The following is an 18,691-nucleotide window of genomic DNA, read 5'->3' as shown; positions in this document are numbered from 1 at the left end:
TGTCATTTTGAAATCTCTCTCAGTTTTTATTAGGAAATAAGATGCGTTTCCCCTATCCTACAAGCAAGCAAGTGACCATCAGGACTAATAGCAAAACTATCAATTCCTCCTGACATAGGGAAAAGTCTAATTCTGGCTGGAGATTCAACCTCATTTGCATAAGTAGCAAAAGTGAGAATGTCCTCTTGTTCACCTGTCTGCAAATTCCACAATTTGATTGTTTCGCAGCAACTAGTAAAAACGCTTTGCCCATCAGGATTGAAAACAATGGACTGAATATAGCTTAAATGCCCAACAAGAGTTTTGAGGAGATGACCTGTTTTTAAATCCCAAAGTTTTGCAACTTCACCGTTTTCACTCACGAATTCAAGACCACCACCACTAACAAATGTTTGCCCATCAGGACTAATGGCTACCGTGTTAACCCTATCTGTATGTCCGCTGATTGTTTGCAGACATTCAAATAGTAGCCAAGGATTATACTTTTGCAGTGCTTGTTTTACTCTTGGTTCTATCCGATGCTGGAAAAGCAAATTTTCAGCAGTTAGCTGTATTTCTGGTGATACATCTGTCAAAGTCTGAATGATTAATTCTAAACCTGCTTCCCCATACTTGAGTGCATCTGCTAGCGCCGCAATTCTTTGTTCCAAAGATACACTAGCTAAACGCTGTTTAACAGCATCTATGCCCCCTAAAACAACGCCAGCAACAGGTGGTGTAACTTGCCCACCTAACACAGCATCATATTCTCTAGGTTGATTCTGATTTTCTGGCATTGCATTTTACAAAATTATGGTTATTTTTTAAACGAACCGCAAAGACGCAAATAGCGCAAAGATAAGATTATTTTAGTTTAGCGATCGCTCCCCTATCAACTAACATTTTCCCCGTCAATAAATCCTTTACCGTCACTACTAATACCCGTTGTTCATTCACTTCAAATTGTGCCTGTATTCGGTCTATTCCTGTTTGTCCAGGCGGTTCGATATGAGCAACACATACTTGTTGATGATGAGTTTCCAAAGAGCGATAACTATCTTGTTTTACTAATTGGCTACTCGTCATCCTTCCTTGAAGATCGTAATAAACTTCCGCTTGGGAAACTTCTGCTACTTCGCCAATATCAAGGCGAATTTCTCGCTGTCCCTCTGTGGCGACTTGCAGAGTTAAAGCTTCAGAACGCGCCCCTGGATACTTTGCCCCTTTTTCAATCAAAGTTAAATAAGAATAACTTTTGCTGTGGGGTTCCCAAAGACGAATAGCATAACTGTGGCGCAGGTAATCATCAACTGCTGCCATTTCACTTAAAGCTAATGCGCCATGTGCGACAGCTTCAAAGGGTTTGTCTAACTTTACCTTTTGTCGTCCAAAATAGGAAATTACTAGTTGTTGCACGGCGGGAATTTGACAAGTTCCACCCACTAATAAAACTTGTTCAATTGTAGATTTGCTGATACCTTTAGCAAGTGCGATCGCTAATACTTCATCTATCGTCTGTCTTAACTGTTCTAATAATTGTTGATTTTCTAAAATTTCGCCTAATTCGTCCCGATGCAATTGCAATTCATGGGACATAAAATTTTCATCATCAAACCAACTTTCTTTCGCCTCATCTGTTGCCGAAATTTGAATTTTTACCCTTTCTGCTACTTCCAGCAGATTCATAAAGCCGATTTCTCCAACTTCAGCACGGGAGGAACCGATTTTTTGCAAATAATGTTCGACAATCCATGTATCAATATCTACGCCGCCAATAAAAGCATCGGATTTGGCGATAACTTCGGCACGTACTACTTGCTGTTCAGATTCAGCGCTGACAGTTCGTACTAAACTTAAATCTAGAGTACCGCCGCCAAAATCAACCACCAAAACTACAGCACCAGGATGCTTGACAGCATAACCAAGGGCTGCTGCGGTAGATTCATCGACAATTTGCACTGCGGGAATATTTAACTTGTCGCCCAAGTTGCGGAACCAGTCAAGATATCGCTCAAATGCACCGACGGGAACTGTGAAAATAACGCTACTGGGTTGTAATTGCTGTTCAACCTGTTGCCAAATTTCCTTGAGAAACAGTTCCGAAACCACCTCAGCGCTGTAACTATTACCATCCAACTGTCGGGGAGGTGGGACAAAATCTGCTGCCAAATCGCGTTTAAAAGCTCTAAAACAGCGTTCCGGCTGGGCAAACCCCAAGCGTTTGGCGCGTACAGATTCACCAAATAAGATGCGATCGCGCCCTTCCACAAATACTAAACTGGGTATAACGCTAACTTGTTCAGCCCCAACCTCAAACCGGCGCGACATTGAATCAAATCTCAATGTCCGTGGTTTTTGCGTAATCAAATCAGTAGTACAAACAACAGTATTGCTAGTACCAAAATCAATTATTACTGTAGTCATTGGCAATTGGGAATTGGGAATTGGGAATTGGGAAAGAGAAGGCAGGAGGCAGGAGGCAGAAGTTCTTTAATTTTGAATTTTGAATTTTGAATTGATTGCCCCCTCACCTCCCCCCTCCCGGTAAGGTGCGGCTAACTTTCGCAGGGACAAGAATTTTTCCTTGATGCTGATAACCAACGAATCGAATATAAACTAACTCATATAAAGCAATATCAGCGGTGTCTGGTTGATGAATTTGAGGATTGTAAGCTACTTTTTCCCAAGGTTTACCTATCTGTTCGTAACCCCATTTATTCAGAAGGTTATCTAAAGAGGTAAACATCGAAAGCAGATTTTTCGCTGGCAATTCTGGTTTAACCTGCACCATCTGATGGATGCTGGGATAGTTTGTTAACAATGTCTGCAATTGCTCAAATGTCGAAGAACGTATTTCGTCTGTCAGTTCAAGACGCTGCTGCTGCAATTCTTCATGCAGTCGCAAGCCTTCCTGATGCAGTGCTGCTTTTTCCGAAAGAAGCTGGTGTAACTTTTGCTCTAACTCTAAGTAATTTTGATGAGTTGCTTGTAGTTCATTTTCTAGCAATTCAATTTGCGTAGACGCTAACCTGTTTGTCGCTAGACATCGTGCCAATTCTAACTTGTTAGTTTCCAAGTCTGCTTGGCGAGCGATCGCAGCACTAATTGCTGGAATAATCAAAAGTAACGCTAAAAATCCGATTGCGATCGCCAAAAGGCTTTCCAGAGAAAACATCCCCATTCCTTGGATGTCTAAGAGGTTATCTGCGATCATCTACGTCCCTCCTATTTTTGCTTGAGAGACTGTTGTTCTGTTCCAGTCACATTCTCGTCTCCCTCATAATATTCAGGAAGCAGTTCTTGAGTTTCTACCTCTCCTAAAGCGTTTTCGATTCCAGATGTTGTGCTTGTACAAGCTGCACCAGAAGCACCAATGACTGTTTCGGTAATTTTACCATCTTTAGCAATGCGATACTCAACTTTCTGATACTCTGCCATAAGTATAATTTCTTGATTTTTTCAGGGTGTTAGAAATGCCACAATCATCTCTATGTTCTACTAAATTTCCGTCAACGGCAATTATTCATTGATGTATGCGTAGCATTTTTGGGAATTCTAATAAAGAATCAAAAGGTAAAGCACCATGACAGACAACCAAAATCAACCCAGAGATTATGATGCAGTGTTGGGGGGACAATCTCCGCCTCCTGTGGATGGAGTTGTTTTAGGAGGAATTGAGGGGGTTAAACGTTGTTTATCAAATCCTGTGACTCAAGTGCGGGTTGCTGCACTCAGCGAAGCGTTGAAATATGGCGATGCTGGGTTGGATGTATTAATTCAAGCGTTGCAAGATAAATCGAGATTGGTGCAGCGTTTTGCTTATCGAGTATTAAAGCAAAAAACAGAACCGCAAGTCAAACAAGCTTTGCAAGCATATAAATCTTGGAACTTGGAAGAGAGATTTAACGAATATCAAGGGTATAAAGGTGATCATGTTACTCAATTTGCTAATCGCCAAGTCGTAGAGTTCGATGCAAATGTAGGTATTGTTGAACCTGTTAACAATGCTTATGCTCTCAGGTTTGAGTATGAAAATCATGAGAATTTACCCAGTAAACTTAGTAGACTTCTGCAAGAACCCAACGCCGACAAATTAGAAGCTTTAGTGTTTGGTTTGTGGGCAGAAACATCACAGACTGATTCAAGTAGTATTGTCCAAGCTTTAGTTGATGCTAAACAACATTTAACTAATCTCAAAGCGGTTTTTATTGGTGATATTACTTCTGAGTATTCCGAAATATCTTGGATTCAACAAAGCGATATAAGTCCGATTTTACAAGCTTATCCCAAACTCGAAATTTTGCAAGTTCGTGGAGGCGATCGTTTACAATTTAGTCCGCCGATACGACACAATCACCTCAAAGCCTTGATTGTTGAAACTGGGGGATTAAGTCGGGATACTGTTGCACAAATTTGTAATATGAATCTACCAGCCTTGGAACATTTAGAATTATGGTTTGGTAGTGAAGATTACGGCGGAGATTGTTGGGTTGAAGATTTAAATCCGATTCTTTTTGCAGAAAAGTTTCCCAATTTGGTTTATTTAGGATTACGCAATAGTCAATTTACCGATGAAATAGTCAGCGTTATTATAGGTTCTCCAATTCTTGATTATATCAGCGTACTTGACCTTTCAATGGGAACGCTGATTGATGCTGGTGCTGAAGAATTGCTGAATTGTTCTGCGATAAATAATCTTGATATTCTCAATATCTCAGAAAACTTTTTATCTCAGGAAATGATTGAGAAATTCTCTGGTTTGGATGTGCGTGTTTTGGCAAATAATCAGAAAGCAGAAGATGAAGATAGGTATATTGACGGTCGCTATTGTTCTGTTTCTGAGTAATTTATAGGTAGGTGAATCATGTCTAATTTTAAATATGAAAAGTTTCGAGGAGAAGCTCTCTTAGAAAAGCTTGAAACTTTATTACATCTGACTCATAGCGAGCGAGCAAAAGAATGTGGTTATTATAGTACTGTAATCACGGGTAATGGGTGCTCAAAAATAGAACTTAATGTATCAGAATTTTATGATGCTATTTTAGCAGCCAGAAAAAAGCAATCGCAATCTAGCAATCATCACCAACATCAACCCCAAGAATTTGATGCTATCTTAGGCGGAAACACTCCATCTCCTATGACAAGTGTAGTATTAGGAGGAATTGAAGGTGTTAAAAATCGTCTGAAAAGTAGAATTCCTGAGACACGATCTGCTGCAATTTCTGAAGCATTAAATTATGAAACAGCAGGCTTAGATTTAGTAATTGGTGGTTTGCAGGATTCCTCTGCACAAGTACGAAATTCTGCATATCAATTACTACAGAATAGGTCAGATTTAAAAACAAAACACGCATTGCTAAATTTTGACAAATTGCAGTTATTTACCAAATTACAAGATTGGCACGATAAATTTGATCCTAAATTAGGCATGATGAATTCATCTGAAAATGTCTATGTTTTACAAAGTGTTGAACAAGTTCAATCATTAGTACAATCTCCGCAAATTAGTCAGATACAAGTATTAATTTCTCAACTTACCTCTGAACAATTTGGCTATGGTAATAAATTTAAGTATGCTGTTGATGTTTTGTTTGATATTCACGAATATTTAAGTGGGTTAAAAGCCGTATGGATTGACAATAATATTTCACCAACCCCTCTTGGTGATATTAGCGCTATTTTGAAAACTTACCCTCATCTAGAATTCCTAGAAATCCGTGATGGTTGTCATCTAGAATTTAGCCCAATAAGACATAATCATCTTAAAACATTGATTCTCGATGGATATTTAAATAGTGGAATATTGCAGCAGATTTATAAACTAGAATTACCTGCTTTAGAATATCTGGATTTAGGTTTTTTCAAAGATCATAATAATACTCTACCCAATGCAACCGAAGTAACGCCTATCTTTTCAGGTAATTTATTTCCTAATTTAAAATACTTAGGGCTGCGAGGAGGTAGAGATTATAACAAAATTGCTACTGCACTTACACGTTCAGTGTTAGTTAATCGCTTGATTGGACTTGACTTTTCAGATGGTAATTTGGGCGACAAAGCAGCAGAAGTTTTGTTGAATTGTCAGGCTATCAATCGCTTACAAATTCTGAATCTGAGTAAGAGTCATTTAACTAAAGATATGGTTAAAAAATTATCTAAACTTAAGTGTCAAGTAAATGCTAAATCACAAAATTACTACCAACGTTATTCTCCAGCTTGGGAATAAACTCAAATCGTTTACATAAAAATAAAATTGAGCAGCTTTCCGAGTTGAAATGTCGAGTAATTGCAGATTCTCAGTTTAGCGATCGCTATTACTCAGTCTGGGAATAAATTAATAAAATAATACAAGATTATCCAAGATGAACAATAATCCAAATCAGCCAATAGTTTATGATGCAGTGCTTGGTGGAGAAGTAGCACCACCAGTTAGCGGTGTCGTTTTGGGAGGAATTGAGGGGGTAAAAAGTCGGTTGAGAAGTTCGGTGGTTGAGGTACAAGTTAATGCACTTTCCGAAGCGTTGAATTATGGTGATGTAGGTTTAGAAACAGTGATTCAATCTCTACAAAATCAATCAGGACAGGTGAGATTATCGGCTTATAAGATTTTGCGATCGCGCACGGAATCATCTGTAAAACAAGCACTGCAAGACTTTAATCCTTATGAATTTTTTCAGTGCGTTCATACATTAAAAGCGTATTACCAACAAGTTCATTTTGTAGCTATTAGTCCTGATAACAAAACTTTGGTATGTGGTTCAGGTGATAGCCGCTATAACAGTATCAATTCGCCGAAAGTCTGGAATTTAGAGACAGGACAAGAAAAATTTGATCTGCGGTTTAATCATTATCATACTTCTGATATTAATTGGGTAGCTATTAGTCATGATGGACAGAAGATAATTAGTGCTGGCGCAGATAAAAATATCATGATTTGGGATGGGAATACAGGTAAACACCTTGGCTTAAGTAAGCATACTAATATAATTTATGCTCTTGCCATACATTCTTATAAAGAAAAATTTTATAGTGCAGATGGAAGTGGATGTATTAAGGCGTGGCATCTGAATAGAGGACAAGAAATCGCTACTTTCTTAGGTAACTCTAGTGCAATTTATGCTATTTGTATTTCTGCTGATGGCAATCTTTTAATTAGTGGTGGTGAAGATACAGTTATCAAAATTTGGGATGTAAATTCTGGGAGAGAAATCTGGAGATTTAAAGGACATTCACATTCAATACGGTCTTTAGCAGTTAGTCCTAACGGGCGTACATTAGTAAGTGGTAGTGACCAGAGAATTAAAATTTGGGATATGCAAACCGGGGGAGAAGTTTTTTCTTTTTACGGTCATGCTGATTGGGTTCGTTCTATCGTATTCAGTCCCGATGGTAAAACTTTTATGACTGCGGGAGACCAAAATATCAAAGTATGGGATTTAGCTTCAGGGAAGAAAATCTTCTCATTTAAAGGTCATACAAAACCTATTCGCTCATTGGCACTAAGTTCTGATGGGCAACTGTTAGTGAGTGGTGGCGCAGATGGTAATGTCAAAATTTGGAGGTTTTAATGCCAGAAAATTTTAATCAATTTTTTATTAAAGGGGAAAACTGGAAATTCCAGCAATTTAATCCTAAAGTTGGTATTACGGACGCGGATAATCATGCTTACGCGATTCAATTTACAGCAGAAAATCGTAGTAAAAGTATGAATTTAGAGACGTTTAATATTCTCTTAAAAGACCATCAATTTAGTAAAATTCAAGCTTTGATTTTTCAGATAGGATATGAAAAATGGTTGAACGAGAATGTTTTATTTGGAATTGTTTTAGAAGCCCTTTCTGATGCTTGCGAAAAACTGCCCAATCTTAAAGCATTATTTATAGTAGATATAGAGCAACATGAATATCGCAAATCTAAACTAGCAGTTTTTGATATTCGTCCAATTTTAGAAACATTCCCTAACTTGCAATTGCTGCAAGTATATGGTGAATTGAGTAAATATCTATTAGAGTGCAAATCTTTAAGACATGACAATTTAAAAACGCTAATTATAGAAACAGCAGATATAAGTAATGAAAATTTTGCTCAAATTTGCGGCTTAGAATTACCAAAGCTAGAATATTTAGAACTGTGGCTGGGTAGGCAACTAAGGAATGAAACATTTATTATTGATAATTTGATACCAATTTTGTTTGGTGAATCATTCCCAAATTTGGCTTACTTAGGACTTCGTAGCAGCGAATTTTCTGACTTGCTTGCAGAGAATATAGTGCAATCACCAATTATTGAACGTCTCTTAGTGCTTGACTTATCAATGGGTAATTTAAGCGATTATGGGGCAGAGGCTTTGTTAAATTGCCCAGCAATAAATCAACTTCACACCCTCAACATTTCTAACAATTGCGTGTCAGAAAGTATGGTTCAACGATTGTTACAGCTTAATTGTCAGGTGATTGCAGACGATCAAGAGGATGAAATCGAAAGAGGATGTGGAGGATCGCGATACTCTGCTTTGCATGAGTAATGAAGAATCTCAATTTGCCGATCGCTATTCTGCCCTCCACGAATAAAGAATATATTAGATAATGCTAAATTTTATCCTCATCGCCAACCCCGAAAACCGCCGTGTCGGTTTCCTCCAAGAAGCGATCGCCCATTTCAACTTACCACCAGCCACCGTAGTAGATTACGCCGACTTAATAGCAGGAAAACAAACTCTCGAACAATTCAATACACCCAACACTATTATCCGCTTTGACTCTCCAGAAAAAAACTTTGATGTCGATAAAGCCATCATCGCAGAAGGGAGTAGGGAAATTTTTTCTACTTCCAGTCATCAACATATCAGTGCAGAAGCCGCGACAAAATTAGAATTTGACAAAGGACTCATCCTCTATCCCCGACAGTGGTATTTAGGCTGGCGGTATCTGTTGCAAAAATGGGAAACACAACTTACTCCCTTTCTCAGAAATGGCGAGTTTATGAACCATCCCCAAGATATCGCTGTGATGTTTGACAAACCAGCTTGTCACGAAAGATTCAGCCGTCATAATATCCCCGTTCCCCGTTCATTAGGAAAAATCCACAACTACGAACATTTACGCGAACAAATGCAAATGCAGGGAATAGAACGAGTATTCGTCAAACTTTCCCACGGTTCCGCCGCCTCTGGAGTCGTTGCTTACCGCGCAAATTCGCGTTTTGAATCAGCCATTACCACCGTCGAACGAGTGCGAGAAAATGGGCAAACTCTGCTTTACAACTCCCGGAAAATTAGGCACTATATCCATCATGAAGAAATCGCCGATATTATCAACATCTTGACAGCAGAAGGCGTACAAGTTGAAGAATGGCTACCCAAAGCACATTTGCAAGAATGTGGTTTTGATGTGCGTGTGGTGGTTATTAATGGTGAAGCACAGCATATCGTTGTTCGCCTTGGTAAAAGTCCCATGACAAATTTGCATTTGGGAAATGAACGGGGAAATACTGAGGAATTTTTAGCAAAAGTTGGTGTGGAAAATTGGGAGATAATGAAGCGAACTTGTGAACAAGCAGCAGCATTATTTCCTAATAGTTTATATTGCGGAGTTGATTTACTGATTTTACCCGATTGGAAAACTCATGCCATTTTAGAGATTAATGCTTTTGGTGATTTGTTACCGGGTATTTTGTGGAATGGGATGGATACTTACATGAGTGAAGTTAAAGCTATTTTGGCAAGATAAATGTAGGGTGGTACTATAAATTAGGATTAACCAAAATGAACAACAATTCAAATAAACCGGGAGAATTTGACGCAGTACTTGGTGGAGAAGCGCCACCTCCTGTTAGCGGTGTGGTATTAGGAGGAATTGAAGGGATAAAAAGTCGCTTAAAAAGTTCGGTTATTGAAGTGAAACTCGCTGCTCTTTCTGAAGCTTTGAATTATGGAGATATGGGTTTAGATTTAGTGATTAATACTTTAACAGATTCTTCCGAGCAAGTACAGCTTTTTGCTGCAAGGCTATTGAAGAGAAGTGGAAATAAAAAAGGTAAACAAGCAGTAATAGATTATGACATTCGGTTATTTTTTCGCTTGCTAACAGAGTGGAAATTTGAGAATTTTGATCCTTCCATTGGTATCACCAATGTAATGGATACAGCCTATGTCCTTGGATATGTTGAATATAGTCCTTTCGATTTTAGCCAATTTGAAGCTTTGCTTTGTGACTCTCAAGCCGATAAAATCCAGGCTTTAGTTTGCCAAATATGGGCAGACAATTACCGTAATACAAGGGCTGGTAATATCATAAAAACTATTTCTTCTGCATATAAGGAACTGACTAGTCTTAAAACTCTTTTCATTGGAGATGGGTATGATGAACCATACAAAGTTTCTTATGTTTCTTTAGGTGATGTTAGCCCAGTGCTGACCGCTTATCCAAATCTAGAAGTCTTACAAGTTCGTTGTGATGACTCTCTAAAATTCAGTCCACTACAACACCATAGCTTAAAGACATTGATTGTTGAAACTGGTCACGGACTCAGCTATCAAACTATTGATCAAATTTGTGTTCTTGAATTGCCCAATCTAGAGTATCTAGAATTATGGTTGGGTAGAGACGATGATTTCCATTATGAAGGAATAAATTCAGGTATCAGCAGATTGATACCTCTTCTCAAAAATATGTTATTTCCTAAACTAGAATATTTAGGTTTAAAGAGTTGTGAATATGCAGATGATCTTACTGAAATTTTAGTGGAATCTCCTTTAATGGATAATCTTAAAGTATTGGACTTATCAATGGGAAAATTAACAGATAAAGGCGCACAAATTTTACTTAACTGTTCAAAAATCAATCATCTCCATATACTGAATGTTTCTATGAATCGTTTATCTACAAGTATGATTGAGCAGCTATCTCAACTCAATTGTCACTTAGAAGCAGAACCACAAGATACTGAAAGTGGTAGTGGGTTGCGCTATTGGTCTTTGTATGAATGAAATAAAAAATAGAAACTAAATCTCGTTACTCTCTGCGACTCTGCGTGAACCTAAAAATATGTAGACCGCTAATATTTATTATTTTTCCTCGCCATGTTCAACATGAATCAAATAGTTGGAACCTACGATATCTTATTTATCACTATAGACACATTACGTTACGACGTAGCCAAAAACCTATTTGCACAAAAACGCACTCCAAACTTAGCAAAAGTACTCCCTAAAACAGGCTGGGAAGAACGACATTCACCCGGAAATTTCACTTACGCGGCGCATCATGCATTTTTCGCGGGCTTTTTACCCACACCTGTAACACCTGGAATTCACCCCCGTCTTTTTGCTTTGGGATTTGAAGGAAGTACCACTACAACTGATACAACTTGTGTATTAGATAGCTCAAATATTGTTAATGGATTAGCTGTTAAGGGATATCATACAGTTTGCATTGGTGGGGTTGGTTTTTTCAACAAACGCAACCCTTTAGGTAATGTAATTCCCTCAATGTTTGCTGAAAGTTATTGGAGTCTAGAATTAGGCGTTACTAATCCCGAATCTACAGAAAATCAGGTAAATCTGGCGCGAAAAATTTTAGAAAAAACGCCAAATAATCAACGTATATTTTTATTTATAAATATTTCTGCCTTGCATCAACCAAATTATTTCTATCTTCCCGATGCCAAAGATAAAATCGATACGATTGAATCTCACGCCGCAGCTTTGGAATATGTCGATCGCCAATTAGCCAAACTCTGGAATATTATACGACAAAGGCATTCTACTTTTTGCATTCTCTGTTCCGACCACGGGACAACTTATGGTGAAGATGGTTACACTGGACATCGACTTAGCCATCCTGTGGTTTGGACTGTTCCCTATGCTGAGTTTATTTTATGAAAACTCACGCAGAGACGCAGCACTTCGGCTCATTTCGGCTACGCTCAATGACCAACGCTCAGTGACCGGCGCAGAGTTCTAAATTCTTTTAAATCTTATGCTGACAATCCAAAATCTCAAATCGAAAATTGCCCAGTCTCCTTATCAAGCATACGTCTATTCTTACCCCCACAAAACAGCTTACCGTCCCCTCACCCCACCTGTGTATCTCCCAGAACTTTGGGCGCAGCAAGATAGACAAGCGCTGTTTCTCTACATACATATACCGTTTTGTGAAATGCGTTGTGGGTTCTGCAACCTGTTTACTACAGTCAGCCACAATGAAGATTTTATGAGTCAATATGTCCGCACGTTACAGCGACAGGCGCAACGGATGAAGGCGGTGTTGGGTGATGCGTCATTTGCTAGGTTCGCTATTGGTGGCGGAACTCCCACCCAATTACCAATTCAGCACCTCGAAACTATTCTCAATATTGCTGAAAGTACTATGGGTGCAAAGTTACAGGAAATTCCCATTTCTGTGGAAGTTTCGCCAGAAACCGCAACTGAGGATAAGTTAAAGTTGTTGCGATCGCACGCCGTCGATCGTGTTAGCATTGGTGTCCAAAGCTTTATCGATTCGGAAGTTTTAGCCACTCAGCGCCGTCAATCTACTACTCAGGTAGAAGCAACGCTGACAAGGATAAAAGAGATGGGATTTCCCACTCTGAATATCGATCTGATTTACGGTTTACCCGGACAAACTGTAAATACTTGGTTGCAATCAATACAAGCTACCTTGCGTTTTCAACCAGAAGAAATTTATCTATATCCATTGTATGTGCGATCGCTCACAGGTTTAGGACGCACAGATCGAGAATGGGACGATATTCGTTTAGCTTGTTATCGGGAAGGGCGATCGCTATTATTGTCAGAAGGATATACGCAAGTTTCCATGCGGATGTTTCGACGCTTGGAAGAGGGACAAGGTAGACAAGGTATCAATATTTCTCCCTTGTCTCCCCCCTCTCTCGTCTACTGCTGTCAAGCCGACGGGATGATTGGTTTAGGTTGTGGCGCACGTTCGTACACTAATACTTTGCACTACTCCAACGAATATGCAGTGGGTTCTAAGGAAATCCGCGATATTCTGCAAGCCTATATACAGACACCCAATGAAGCTTTCGACTATGCCAGCTATGGTTTCCAATTAGATGCCCAAGAACGCCGTCGTCGCTACATTTTATTATCTCTTCTCTCTGAAGAAGGGTTGAATTTTGTTATTTATAGCCATCAGTTTGGAACAGATGTAATGGTAGATTTTCCAGAACTCACCGAATTACTATCCCTGAATCTAGCAACGCAAAATGAACAAATTTTGTGTTTAACTGATGCAGGTATTGAGCGTTCTGACACAATTGGTGATTGGTTATTTTCTGATCGGGTGCGCCAACTAAGCCAGACTTATGAATTGAAATAAGTTTTAGTCGATATCTTTACTCTTAAACTCTATTATTCTCCAACCAGTTACAGACTTAAAGTTTAAACCCATTAATTCAAGAAATCTGAAAAACATTGTATGGAAGGAAATTATAAACAGATATCTCAACCTACGATTACTAGGGGTTCTTCATGAAGCAACCGCACCAGCAGTCTCTAGATATAGAACCTCCAAATCTAAGACGACGACTTTTGATTTTCTCAGGTTTAGGCTTAATGAGTGCGATCGCCGGGAGTTGTATGAGACAATCCTCTTCTCGGATCTCCAAATTAGGTAAAGCGCCTATCTTACAAACCTTTGAGTTTGAAGTAATCACGGTTAATCCGCAAGGGCAAATTGTAAATCGTCGTCAGGGTAAAAATCAGTTCTTCGCTGAAGACCTGGGCAAGGGAGCAATACTAGAAATGGTTGCAATCCCTGGAGGACAGTTTTTAATGGGTTCATCTCCTGCACAACAGCGTCAGATGAACGGTAGTAGTTCAGAACCACAGCATTCGGTTTCCGTTGCATCTTTCTACCTTGGCAAGTTTGAGGTTACTCAAGCACAATGGCAAGCTGTTGCAGGTTTGCCCAAAGTACAGTACGACTTAGATCCGAATTTATCTCGTTATCCTCCAGAATTTTCAGACATAGTTCCTAACCAGCATCCCATCGATTGGGTATCTTGGCCAGAAGCAGTTGAGTTTTGTCAGCGACTTTCCAGACGCACAGGACGTTTATATCGACTGCCAAGTGAAGCTGAGTGGGAATATGCTTGTAGTGCAGGTACTACCACGCTGTACCATTTTGGCGAGATAATTACTCCTGAGAATGTGAGTAAAACAGCAAACTATAATAAACTTACACCAGTGGGTTCCTTTTCTGCCAACCCTTTCGGTCTATATGATATGCACGGCAATGTCATAGAATGGTGTGCTGATTACTGGCACAGAGATTATTACAACGCACCCACAGATGGTGCAGCGCGGGAAACCCCTGAAGAATTGAGTGAATTTCGAGAATACCGAGTTGTGCGAGGGTGGAGAACGGCTTATCGTAGTGCTGCTGCACCAAACAATCGGATTGGTTTTAGGGTTGCTTGTTCCATATCCTAAGAATCTCAACTGGACAGAATTTAGCCACTAAGAAAAAATAAAACTCTAAGCTCTCTATGCACCTTACTATCCTCTATCGCGGCCCTTTAATCAGCTGTAACTACGGCTGTGAATATTGCCCTTTTGCCAAACGCCAACAAACAGCCGCAGAATTAGCAATTGATCAACAAGCACTAGCACGCTTTGTCAACTGGATTTCCCAACATACTCAACATCAATTTTCAATTCTTTTTACTCCTTGGGGAGAAGCACTAATCCATTCTTACTATCAGCAAGCACTGATAAAATTAACGCAATTACCCAATGTTAATAAAGTAGCAATTCAAACTAATCTATCTTGTAATTTAGATTGGGTAGAGGAATGTAACAAAGATAAATTGGCGCTTTGGGCAACTTTTCATTCCGAATGGGTGTCACGCGATCGCTTTTTACAAAAATGCCTCAATCTAGACAACAAAAATATTAAATTCAGCGTTGGAGTTGTCGGTTTTCCTAAGTTTAAAACAGAAATAGCAGCTTTACGTCAAGAGTTACCAAACCGCGTTTATTTGTGGATTAATGCTGTGAAAGCTGAACTTGCTAATTTATCACCAGAAAATCGAGAATTCTTTAAATCTATTGACCCATTATATGAACTAAATACTCAACATTATCCTAGCTTTGGGCATTCTTGTCGGGCTGGAAAATCAGTAATTTCTGTTGATGGTGACGGGACAATGTACCGATGTCATTTTATTAAAACAGTAATTGGTAATATTTACGATTCCACCTGGGAAACAGCTTTGTTTGAACAACCTTGTACCAACCAAACTTGTCACTGTCATATTGGTTATGTTCATCTAGAATATTTAGACATAAATAAGGTATTTGGTTCTGGTATTTTAGAAAGAATTCCTGATAATTGGGTTAATCAAAATTGTGCTGTAATATAAATATCAATGTTTATCAATTTAACTAAAAGGGTCAGAGAAAGCCGCATTTTCTTCACTTTTGTATCCTACCCCTTGGGTCTTAACTGGCTCCTGACTTTTGGATTCTGTTTACGCTGCCACTAACTCGCGGCTTTTTAAAGCTTGCCGAGATGACAGGTATGCATCCTGTGACTATAAGCAAGCACAAAAATATTCGTCTGATGCCAGAGAGGTTAGAAAGAGAGACATTGGAGAAATATTGCGTTTCCAATAGTCTGTGCTGTTTCAAAGTCAAGGGTATCAATCCAATTACCACTACAGGAAGTAGGATTATTGGGAGAGAACCAATTGGCACTGATTGTTACCAACCGCCCGCCATCGCATAGCCTTTGCAATGCCGAGTTGATGTGGCTCTTTGTTGCGTCGGGGTTGCGACTGTTGATTTTAGGAGATGCACAGAAAGGTGGATTCATCAGCACAACTGAGGGCTGAGTCTTGCCAACCAGATAGTCGTTAATCTGTTCCGCGTTTACTGAGAATAGTGGAGTGCCAGGAAACAACCGACGCAGAATCTTACTTCTATCGGGTGCAAGCTCGTTTAGCATCAGACTTGCACTGTGCAGTTTAGCCATTTGTGCTAACAAACCAGTTCCGGCACTTGGCTCCAAAATCAAATCATCAGCTTGTATAAATCCTGATTTTGCTACCAGATAAGCAAGCGGCAGAGGGGTGGAGAATTGCTGAAGGTTTACTGACTCTTCACTACGGCGAGTATGCGTCGGGCAGAGGGCTGTTAATTCTTCTAATTGTTGCACAACCACTTGAGGTTGTTGTGATAAAATCTTAATTCCCAGATGACGCAGATATAATATTTGCGCTACTTCCACTGCTTCGTAAGCGTCTTTCCACTGCCACGCACCGGACGCAGCAGTGCCTAGAAAGTAGCGATTCATCTGGGAAGAAACAGTTTTTGTAGAGAGAGGGCGATTATCTGTTAAAACTTTTGCAAGCTCTTGGGCAACATTAATAACTGACTGCCCATAATCGATTACTGTTTGCAAATCGAATAAAGAACCTTGAGTGAAAATTTGCTGTACCATTGCATCACTCACAATATTATTTTTTCACTTTTGCTATGGCGAAGCCTTTCTCTTATTAATAAATGAGGCAATTGCCAAGAAGGGGAAAAGGGAAAGGGGGAAGGGGGAAAGGGCACAGAATTTAGAAATTTTCCCCACAAGGTAGAAAGCCCACTTCGGCTACGCTCAGTGCATCGCCTGTCTTAATTGCGGAGAATAAAAAAGAAGATTTTTGAGACACGTAGTGCGAGAACTTAGCAGCGTCTTTATTTGGAACAAGAGCTTTTAAGTTATTGGCTCCCTTTCCCCTTCCCCTTTCCCCTTTAACCTTCTTCATTAGCCTCATTTGAACTTTTGAACCTTCCAAGATTTATTCTTAGGTGATCAGCCGAGGCTTAAAAAACGAATTAGCCAGCTTTACGCGGTCTGCCTGGCTTGCGCTTGCCTGAAGAATTTACATCAGCCTGTTTAGTTTTCGGTGACTTGTTGGCAGTATTGTTAGCTTTATTTGAACGAGTAGCACGTTTTGGTTGTGGTGAAATTTCTTCAACTGGAGGCAGCAATCTCAATGTAGGGAATGAGAGAATAACTGCTTCCTTACTGGTACAAGGAATGACTTCATCCTCTAACATCCAAGGATCTGGCAATTTTTCAAAAGTCTGAGCTTGTGGTGTGATTACTTCTGAAACTGATGGGATTGTAGAAGCCGCTATATTTAGATTGCTAACCGAAACCACATTACTAGCATAAGCAGACGATACAAATAGTCCATTAATGAACTGGAATATAACGAGAGTAACGAATGCCCAAAAGATGACTTCGATTGTCAAAGTGAGCAGAGATTGCGTATCCATGATTTTTTCTCAACTAATTATTTGTAAATTTCAATTAATTTACGCAAAGCGTCTTTGAGCTTTGTCCAAATATGAAGCGGATTTGAACATATCCTCTCTTCAAGAGAGGACTTCACTCTAAATTTAGCGTAGCGTATCTTTGATTTAATCTAACTAAATTTCTTTATTACTTTAAAACTTAGTTATAAAATAAAGTAGGTTTTAGTATTTACCTATTTGAAGATTTAAAGTATTATATTTATAAAATTATTTCCCAAAAATAAACATTGGGTGAAGTCTATGGTTAAGATTTGATTGGTTAGCTAATTCTGGAAATAAAAGATTCTATTCAAACGAAAAATAAAAGTAGTCGTCACAATTAATTGAAAGTATGCCCAGCCCAACTACTGACTTAGTTCGCTCCTACCTCAAAGAAATCGGACGCTACCCTCTGCTAACTCCTGAGCAAGAAATTACAAACGCTAGGCTTGTGCAGCAGATGATGACGATTGAGCAGCAACGGCAAGCGATCTCACTTAAACTTAACCGACAACCAACTGCAAGAGAATTAGCTATCTCGTTTGGGCAAAGCGAAGCTGAAGTACAGTCAATCGTTCAACAAGGCCAAAAGGCTAAACAGAAAATGGTGACAGCGAACCTGCGGCTAGTGGTTTCTATTGCTAAGAAATACCAGAACCACAATTTAGAATTCCTCGATTTAATTCAGGAAGGTACACTAGGTTTACAAAAAGGGGTAGAGAAGTTCGACCCTAACAAAGGCTACAAACTATCAACCTATGCAAAAGGCGTGGATTCGTCAGGAAATCACACGTGCAATTGCAGAAAAATCTCGTACTATTCGATTGCCAACTCACCTAACCGAAAGACTTAATAAAATTAAAAAAGTACAGCGAGAAAGCTTTCAAAAGCTTGGTCGCTATGCTACTGTCACCGAAATTGCTGAAGAATTAAATTTAAAGCCTAACCAGGTTCGAGAATATCTCAGTGTCTCGAAGCAGCCAGTTTCTTTGGATTTGCGTGTGGGAGACAATCAAGACACTGAGTTATTGGATATCTTACCAGATGAGAGCATTTCCTCAGACGAACGGCTCACGAAGGAACTGTTGCGCCTTGATTTGAATAATCTTCTGGCATCCCTACCCCCTATACAACGAGAAATACTAACTCTACGTTTTGGGTTAGAAAATGATCATCAACTGAGCTTAACTCAAGTTGGCGATCGCCTTAACTTAAGTCGAGAACGAATTCGCCAGCTTGAACATAAAGCGCTCTCTATTCTTCGCCGTCAAAAAAGTGATATTAAGGAGTATCTTAATTAGCAATGATTTCTACCTCTACTATCATCGCAGACGTAAAGGTAATATTTCCCCAAGGCAATTATCCTTGTTTTAATCATGAAGATGATGCTCTGGC

At 39.3% G+C, this 18,691-nt stretch carries 17 protein-coding genes and 1 pseudogene; 11 read left to right on the top strand and 7 right to left on the bottom strand.

Annotated features, from left to right (window positions below; all coding sequences use genetic code 11):
- Positions 1-29: 29 nt before the first annotated feature.
- From ABF638_RS21380 to ABF638_RS21365, 4 genes are all read right to left on the bottom strand, one after another.
- The gene (locus ABF638_RS21380; RefSeq protein WP_435024991.1) at positions 30-776 is read right to left on the bottom strand and encodes a WD40 repeat domain-containing protein; all 747 of its coding nucleotides are present in this window, start codon (positions 774-776) and stop codon (positions 30-32) included.
- Between the two features lie 67 nt (positions 777-843).
- A complete protein-coding gene (locus ABF638_RS21375) occupies positions 844-2,403 on the bottom strand; it encodes an Hsp70 family protein (RefSeq protein ID WP_435024990.1) in 1,560 nt (519 codons plus the stop codon).
- Positions 2,404-2,506: 103 nt separating this feature from the next.
- Complete coding sequence (locus ABF638_RS21370; protein ID WP_435024989.1) at positions 2,507-3,193, bottom strand: hypothetical protein; 687 nt, start codon at positions 3,191-3,193, stop codon at positions 2,507-2,509.
- A gap of 11 nt (positions 3,194-3,204) precedes the next feature.
- On the bottom strand, positions 3,205-3,417 hold the full coding sequence (locus ABF638_RS21365; protein ID WP_335180777.1) for a DUF2997 domain-containing protein: 213 nt from the start codon (positions 3,415-3,417) through the stop codon (positions 3,205-3,207).
- A 145-nt stretch (positions 3,418-3,562) separates the two neighbouring features.
- Between ABF638_RS21365 and ABF638_RS21360 the strand changes: the two genes are divergently transcribed.
- The 10 genes from ABF638_RS21360 to ABF638_RS21315 all read left to right on the top strand — a co-directional run bounded on the left by ABF638_RS21360 (position 3,563) and on the right by ABF638_RS21315 (position 15,366).
- Positions 3,563-4,825 carry an STM4015 family protein gene (locus ABF638_RS21360; protein WP_435024988.1) on the top strand — a complete coding sequence of 421 codons (1,263 nt, stop codon included), beginning with the start codon at positions 3,563-3,565 and terminating at the stop codon, positions 4,823-4,825.
- Between the two features lie 18 nt (positions 4,826-4,843).
- Positions 4,844-6,205, top strand: coding sequence for a hypothetical protein (locus ABF638_RS21355; RefSeq protein WP_435024987.1), 1,362 nt, complete (start codon positions 4,844-4,846; stop codon positions 6,203-6,205).
- Between the two features lie 136 nt (positions 6,206-6,341).
- Positions 6,342-7,547 (top strand): WD40 repeat domain-containing protein, encoded by a 1,206-nt coding sequence (locus ABF638_RS21350; RefSeq protein WP_435024986.1) that lies wholly within the window; start codon positions 6,342-6,344, stop codon positions 7,545-7,547.
- Entirely contained in the window at positions 7,547-8,503 is a 957-nt protein-coding gene (locus tag ABF638_RS21345; RefSeq protein ID WP_435024985.1) for an STM4015 family protein, read from the top strand. Before ABF638_RS21350 ends, ABF638_RS21345 begins: the two co-directional genes overlap by 1 nt.
- Before the next feature lie 61 nt (positions 8,504-8,564).
- Complete coding sequence (locus tag ABF638_RS21340; protein WP_435024984.1) at positions 8,565-9,707, top strand: STM4014 family protein; 1,143 nt, start codon at positions 8,565-8,567, stop codon at positions 9,705-9,707.
- A gap of 35 nt (positions 9,708-9,742) precedes the next feature.
- Complete coding sequence (locus ABF638_RS21335) at positions 9,743-10,966, top strand: STM4015 family protein (RefSeq protein ID WP_435024983.1); 1,224 nt, start codon at positions 9,743-9,745, stop codon at positions 10,964-10,966.
- Between the two features lie 102 nt (positions 10,967-11,068).
- The gene (locus ABF638_RS21330; protein ID WP_435024982.1) at positions 11,069-11,860 is read left to right on the top strand and encodes an STM4013/SEN3800 family hydrolase; all 792 of its coding nucleotides are present in this window, start codon (positions 11,069-11,071) and stop codon (positions 11,858-11,860) included.
- 97 nt (positions 11,861-11,957) lie between these two features.
- The gene (locus ABF638_RS21325) at positions 11,958-13,319 is read left to right on the top strand and encodes an STM4012 family radical SAM protein (RefSeq protein ID WP_435024981.1); all 1,362 of its coding nucleotides are present in this window, start codon (positions 11,958-11,960) and stop codon (positions 13,317-13,319) included.
- A 152-nt stretch (positions 13,320-13,471) separates the two neighbouring features.
- Complete coding sequence (locus ABF638_RS21320; RefSeq protein ID WP_435024980.1) at positions 13,472-14,434, top strand: formylglycine-generating enzyme family protein; 963 nt, start codon at positions 13,472-13,474, stop codon at positions 14,432-14,434.
- A gap of 56 nt (positions 14,435-14,490) precedes the next feature.
- On the top strand, positions 14,491-15,366 hold the full coding sequence (locus tag ABF638_RS21315) for an STM4011 family radical SAM protein (protein ID WP_435024979.1): 876 nt from the start codon (positions 14,491-14,493) through the stop codon (positions 15,364-15,366).
- 212 nt (positions 15,367-15,578) lie between these two features.
- Here ABF638_RS21315 and ABF638_RS21310 read toward each other — a convergent pair whose 3' ends face one another.
- The 3 genes from ABF638_RS21310 to ABF638_RS21300 all read right to left on the bottom strand — a co-directional run bounded on the left by ABF638_RS21310 (position 15,579) and on the right by ABF638_RS21300 (position 17,278).
- Positions 15,579-16,457: a hypothetical protein gene (locus tag ABF638_RS21310; protein ID WP_435024978.1), complete on the bottom strand. Its 879-nt coding sequence runs from the start codon at positions 16,455-16,457 to the stop codon at positions 15,579-15,581.
- Between the two features lie 109 nt (positions 16,458-16,566).
- The gene (locus ABF638_RS21305) at positions 16,567-16,791 is read right to left on the bottom strand and encodes a hypothetical protein (RefSeq protein ID WP_435024977.1); all 225 of its coding nucleotides are present in this window, start codon (positions 16,789-16,791) and stop codon (positions 16,567-16,569) included.
- Between the two features lie 40 nt (positions 16,792-16,831).
- Positions 16,832-17,278 carry a hypothetical protein gene (locus ABF638_RS21300; protein ID WP_435024976.1) on the bottom strand — a complete coding sequence of 149 codons (447 nt, stop codon included), beginning with the start codon at positions 17,276-17,278 and terminating at the stop codon, positions 16,832-16,834.
- A gap of 370 nt (positions 17,279-17,648) precedes the next feature.
- Here ABF638_RS21300 and ABF638_RS21295 point away from each other — a divergent pair.
- Positions 17,649-18,597: pseudogene (locus tag ABF638_RS21295) on the top strand (RNA polymerase sigma factor, RpoD/SigA family).
- Positions 18,598-18,691 lie beyond the last annotated feature (94 nt).

The organism is Nostoc sp. CALU 1950 (genome assembly GCF_051172895.1).
GTDB lineage: Bacteria > Cyanobacteriota > Cyanobacteriia > Cyanobacteriales > Nostocaceae > Nostoc > Nostoc edaphicum_A.
The sequence above is the reverse complement of the archived record's forward strand: the minus strand, read 5'-3'. Positions and strand labels throughout refer to the sequence as shown.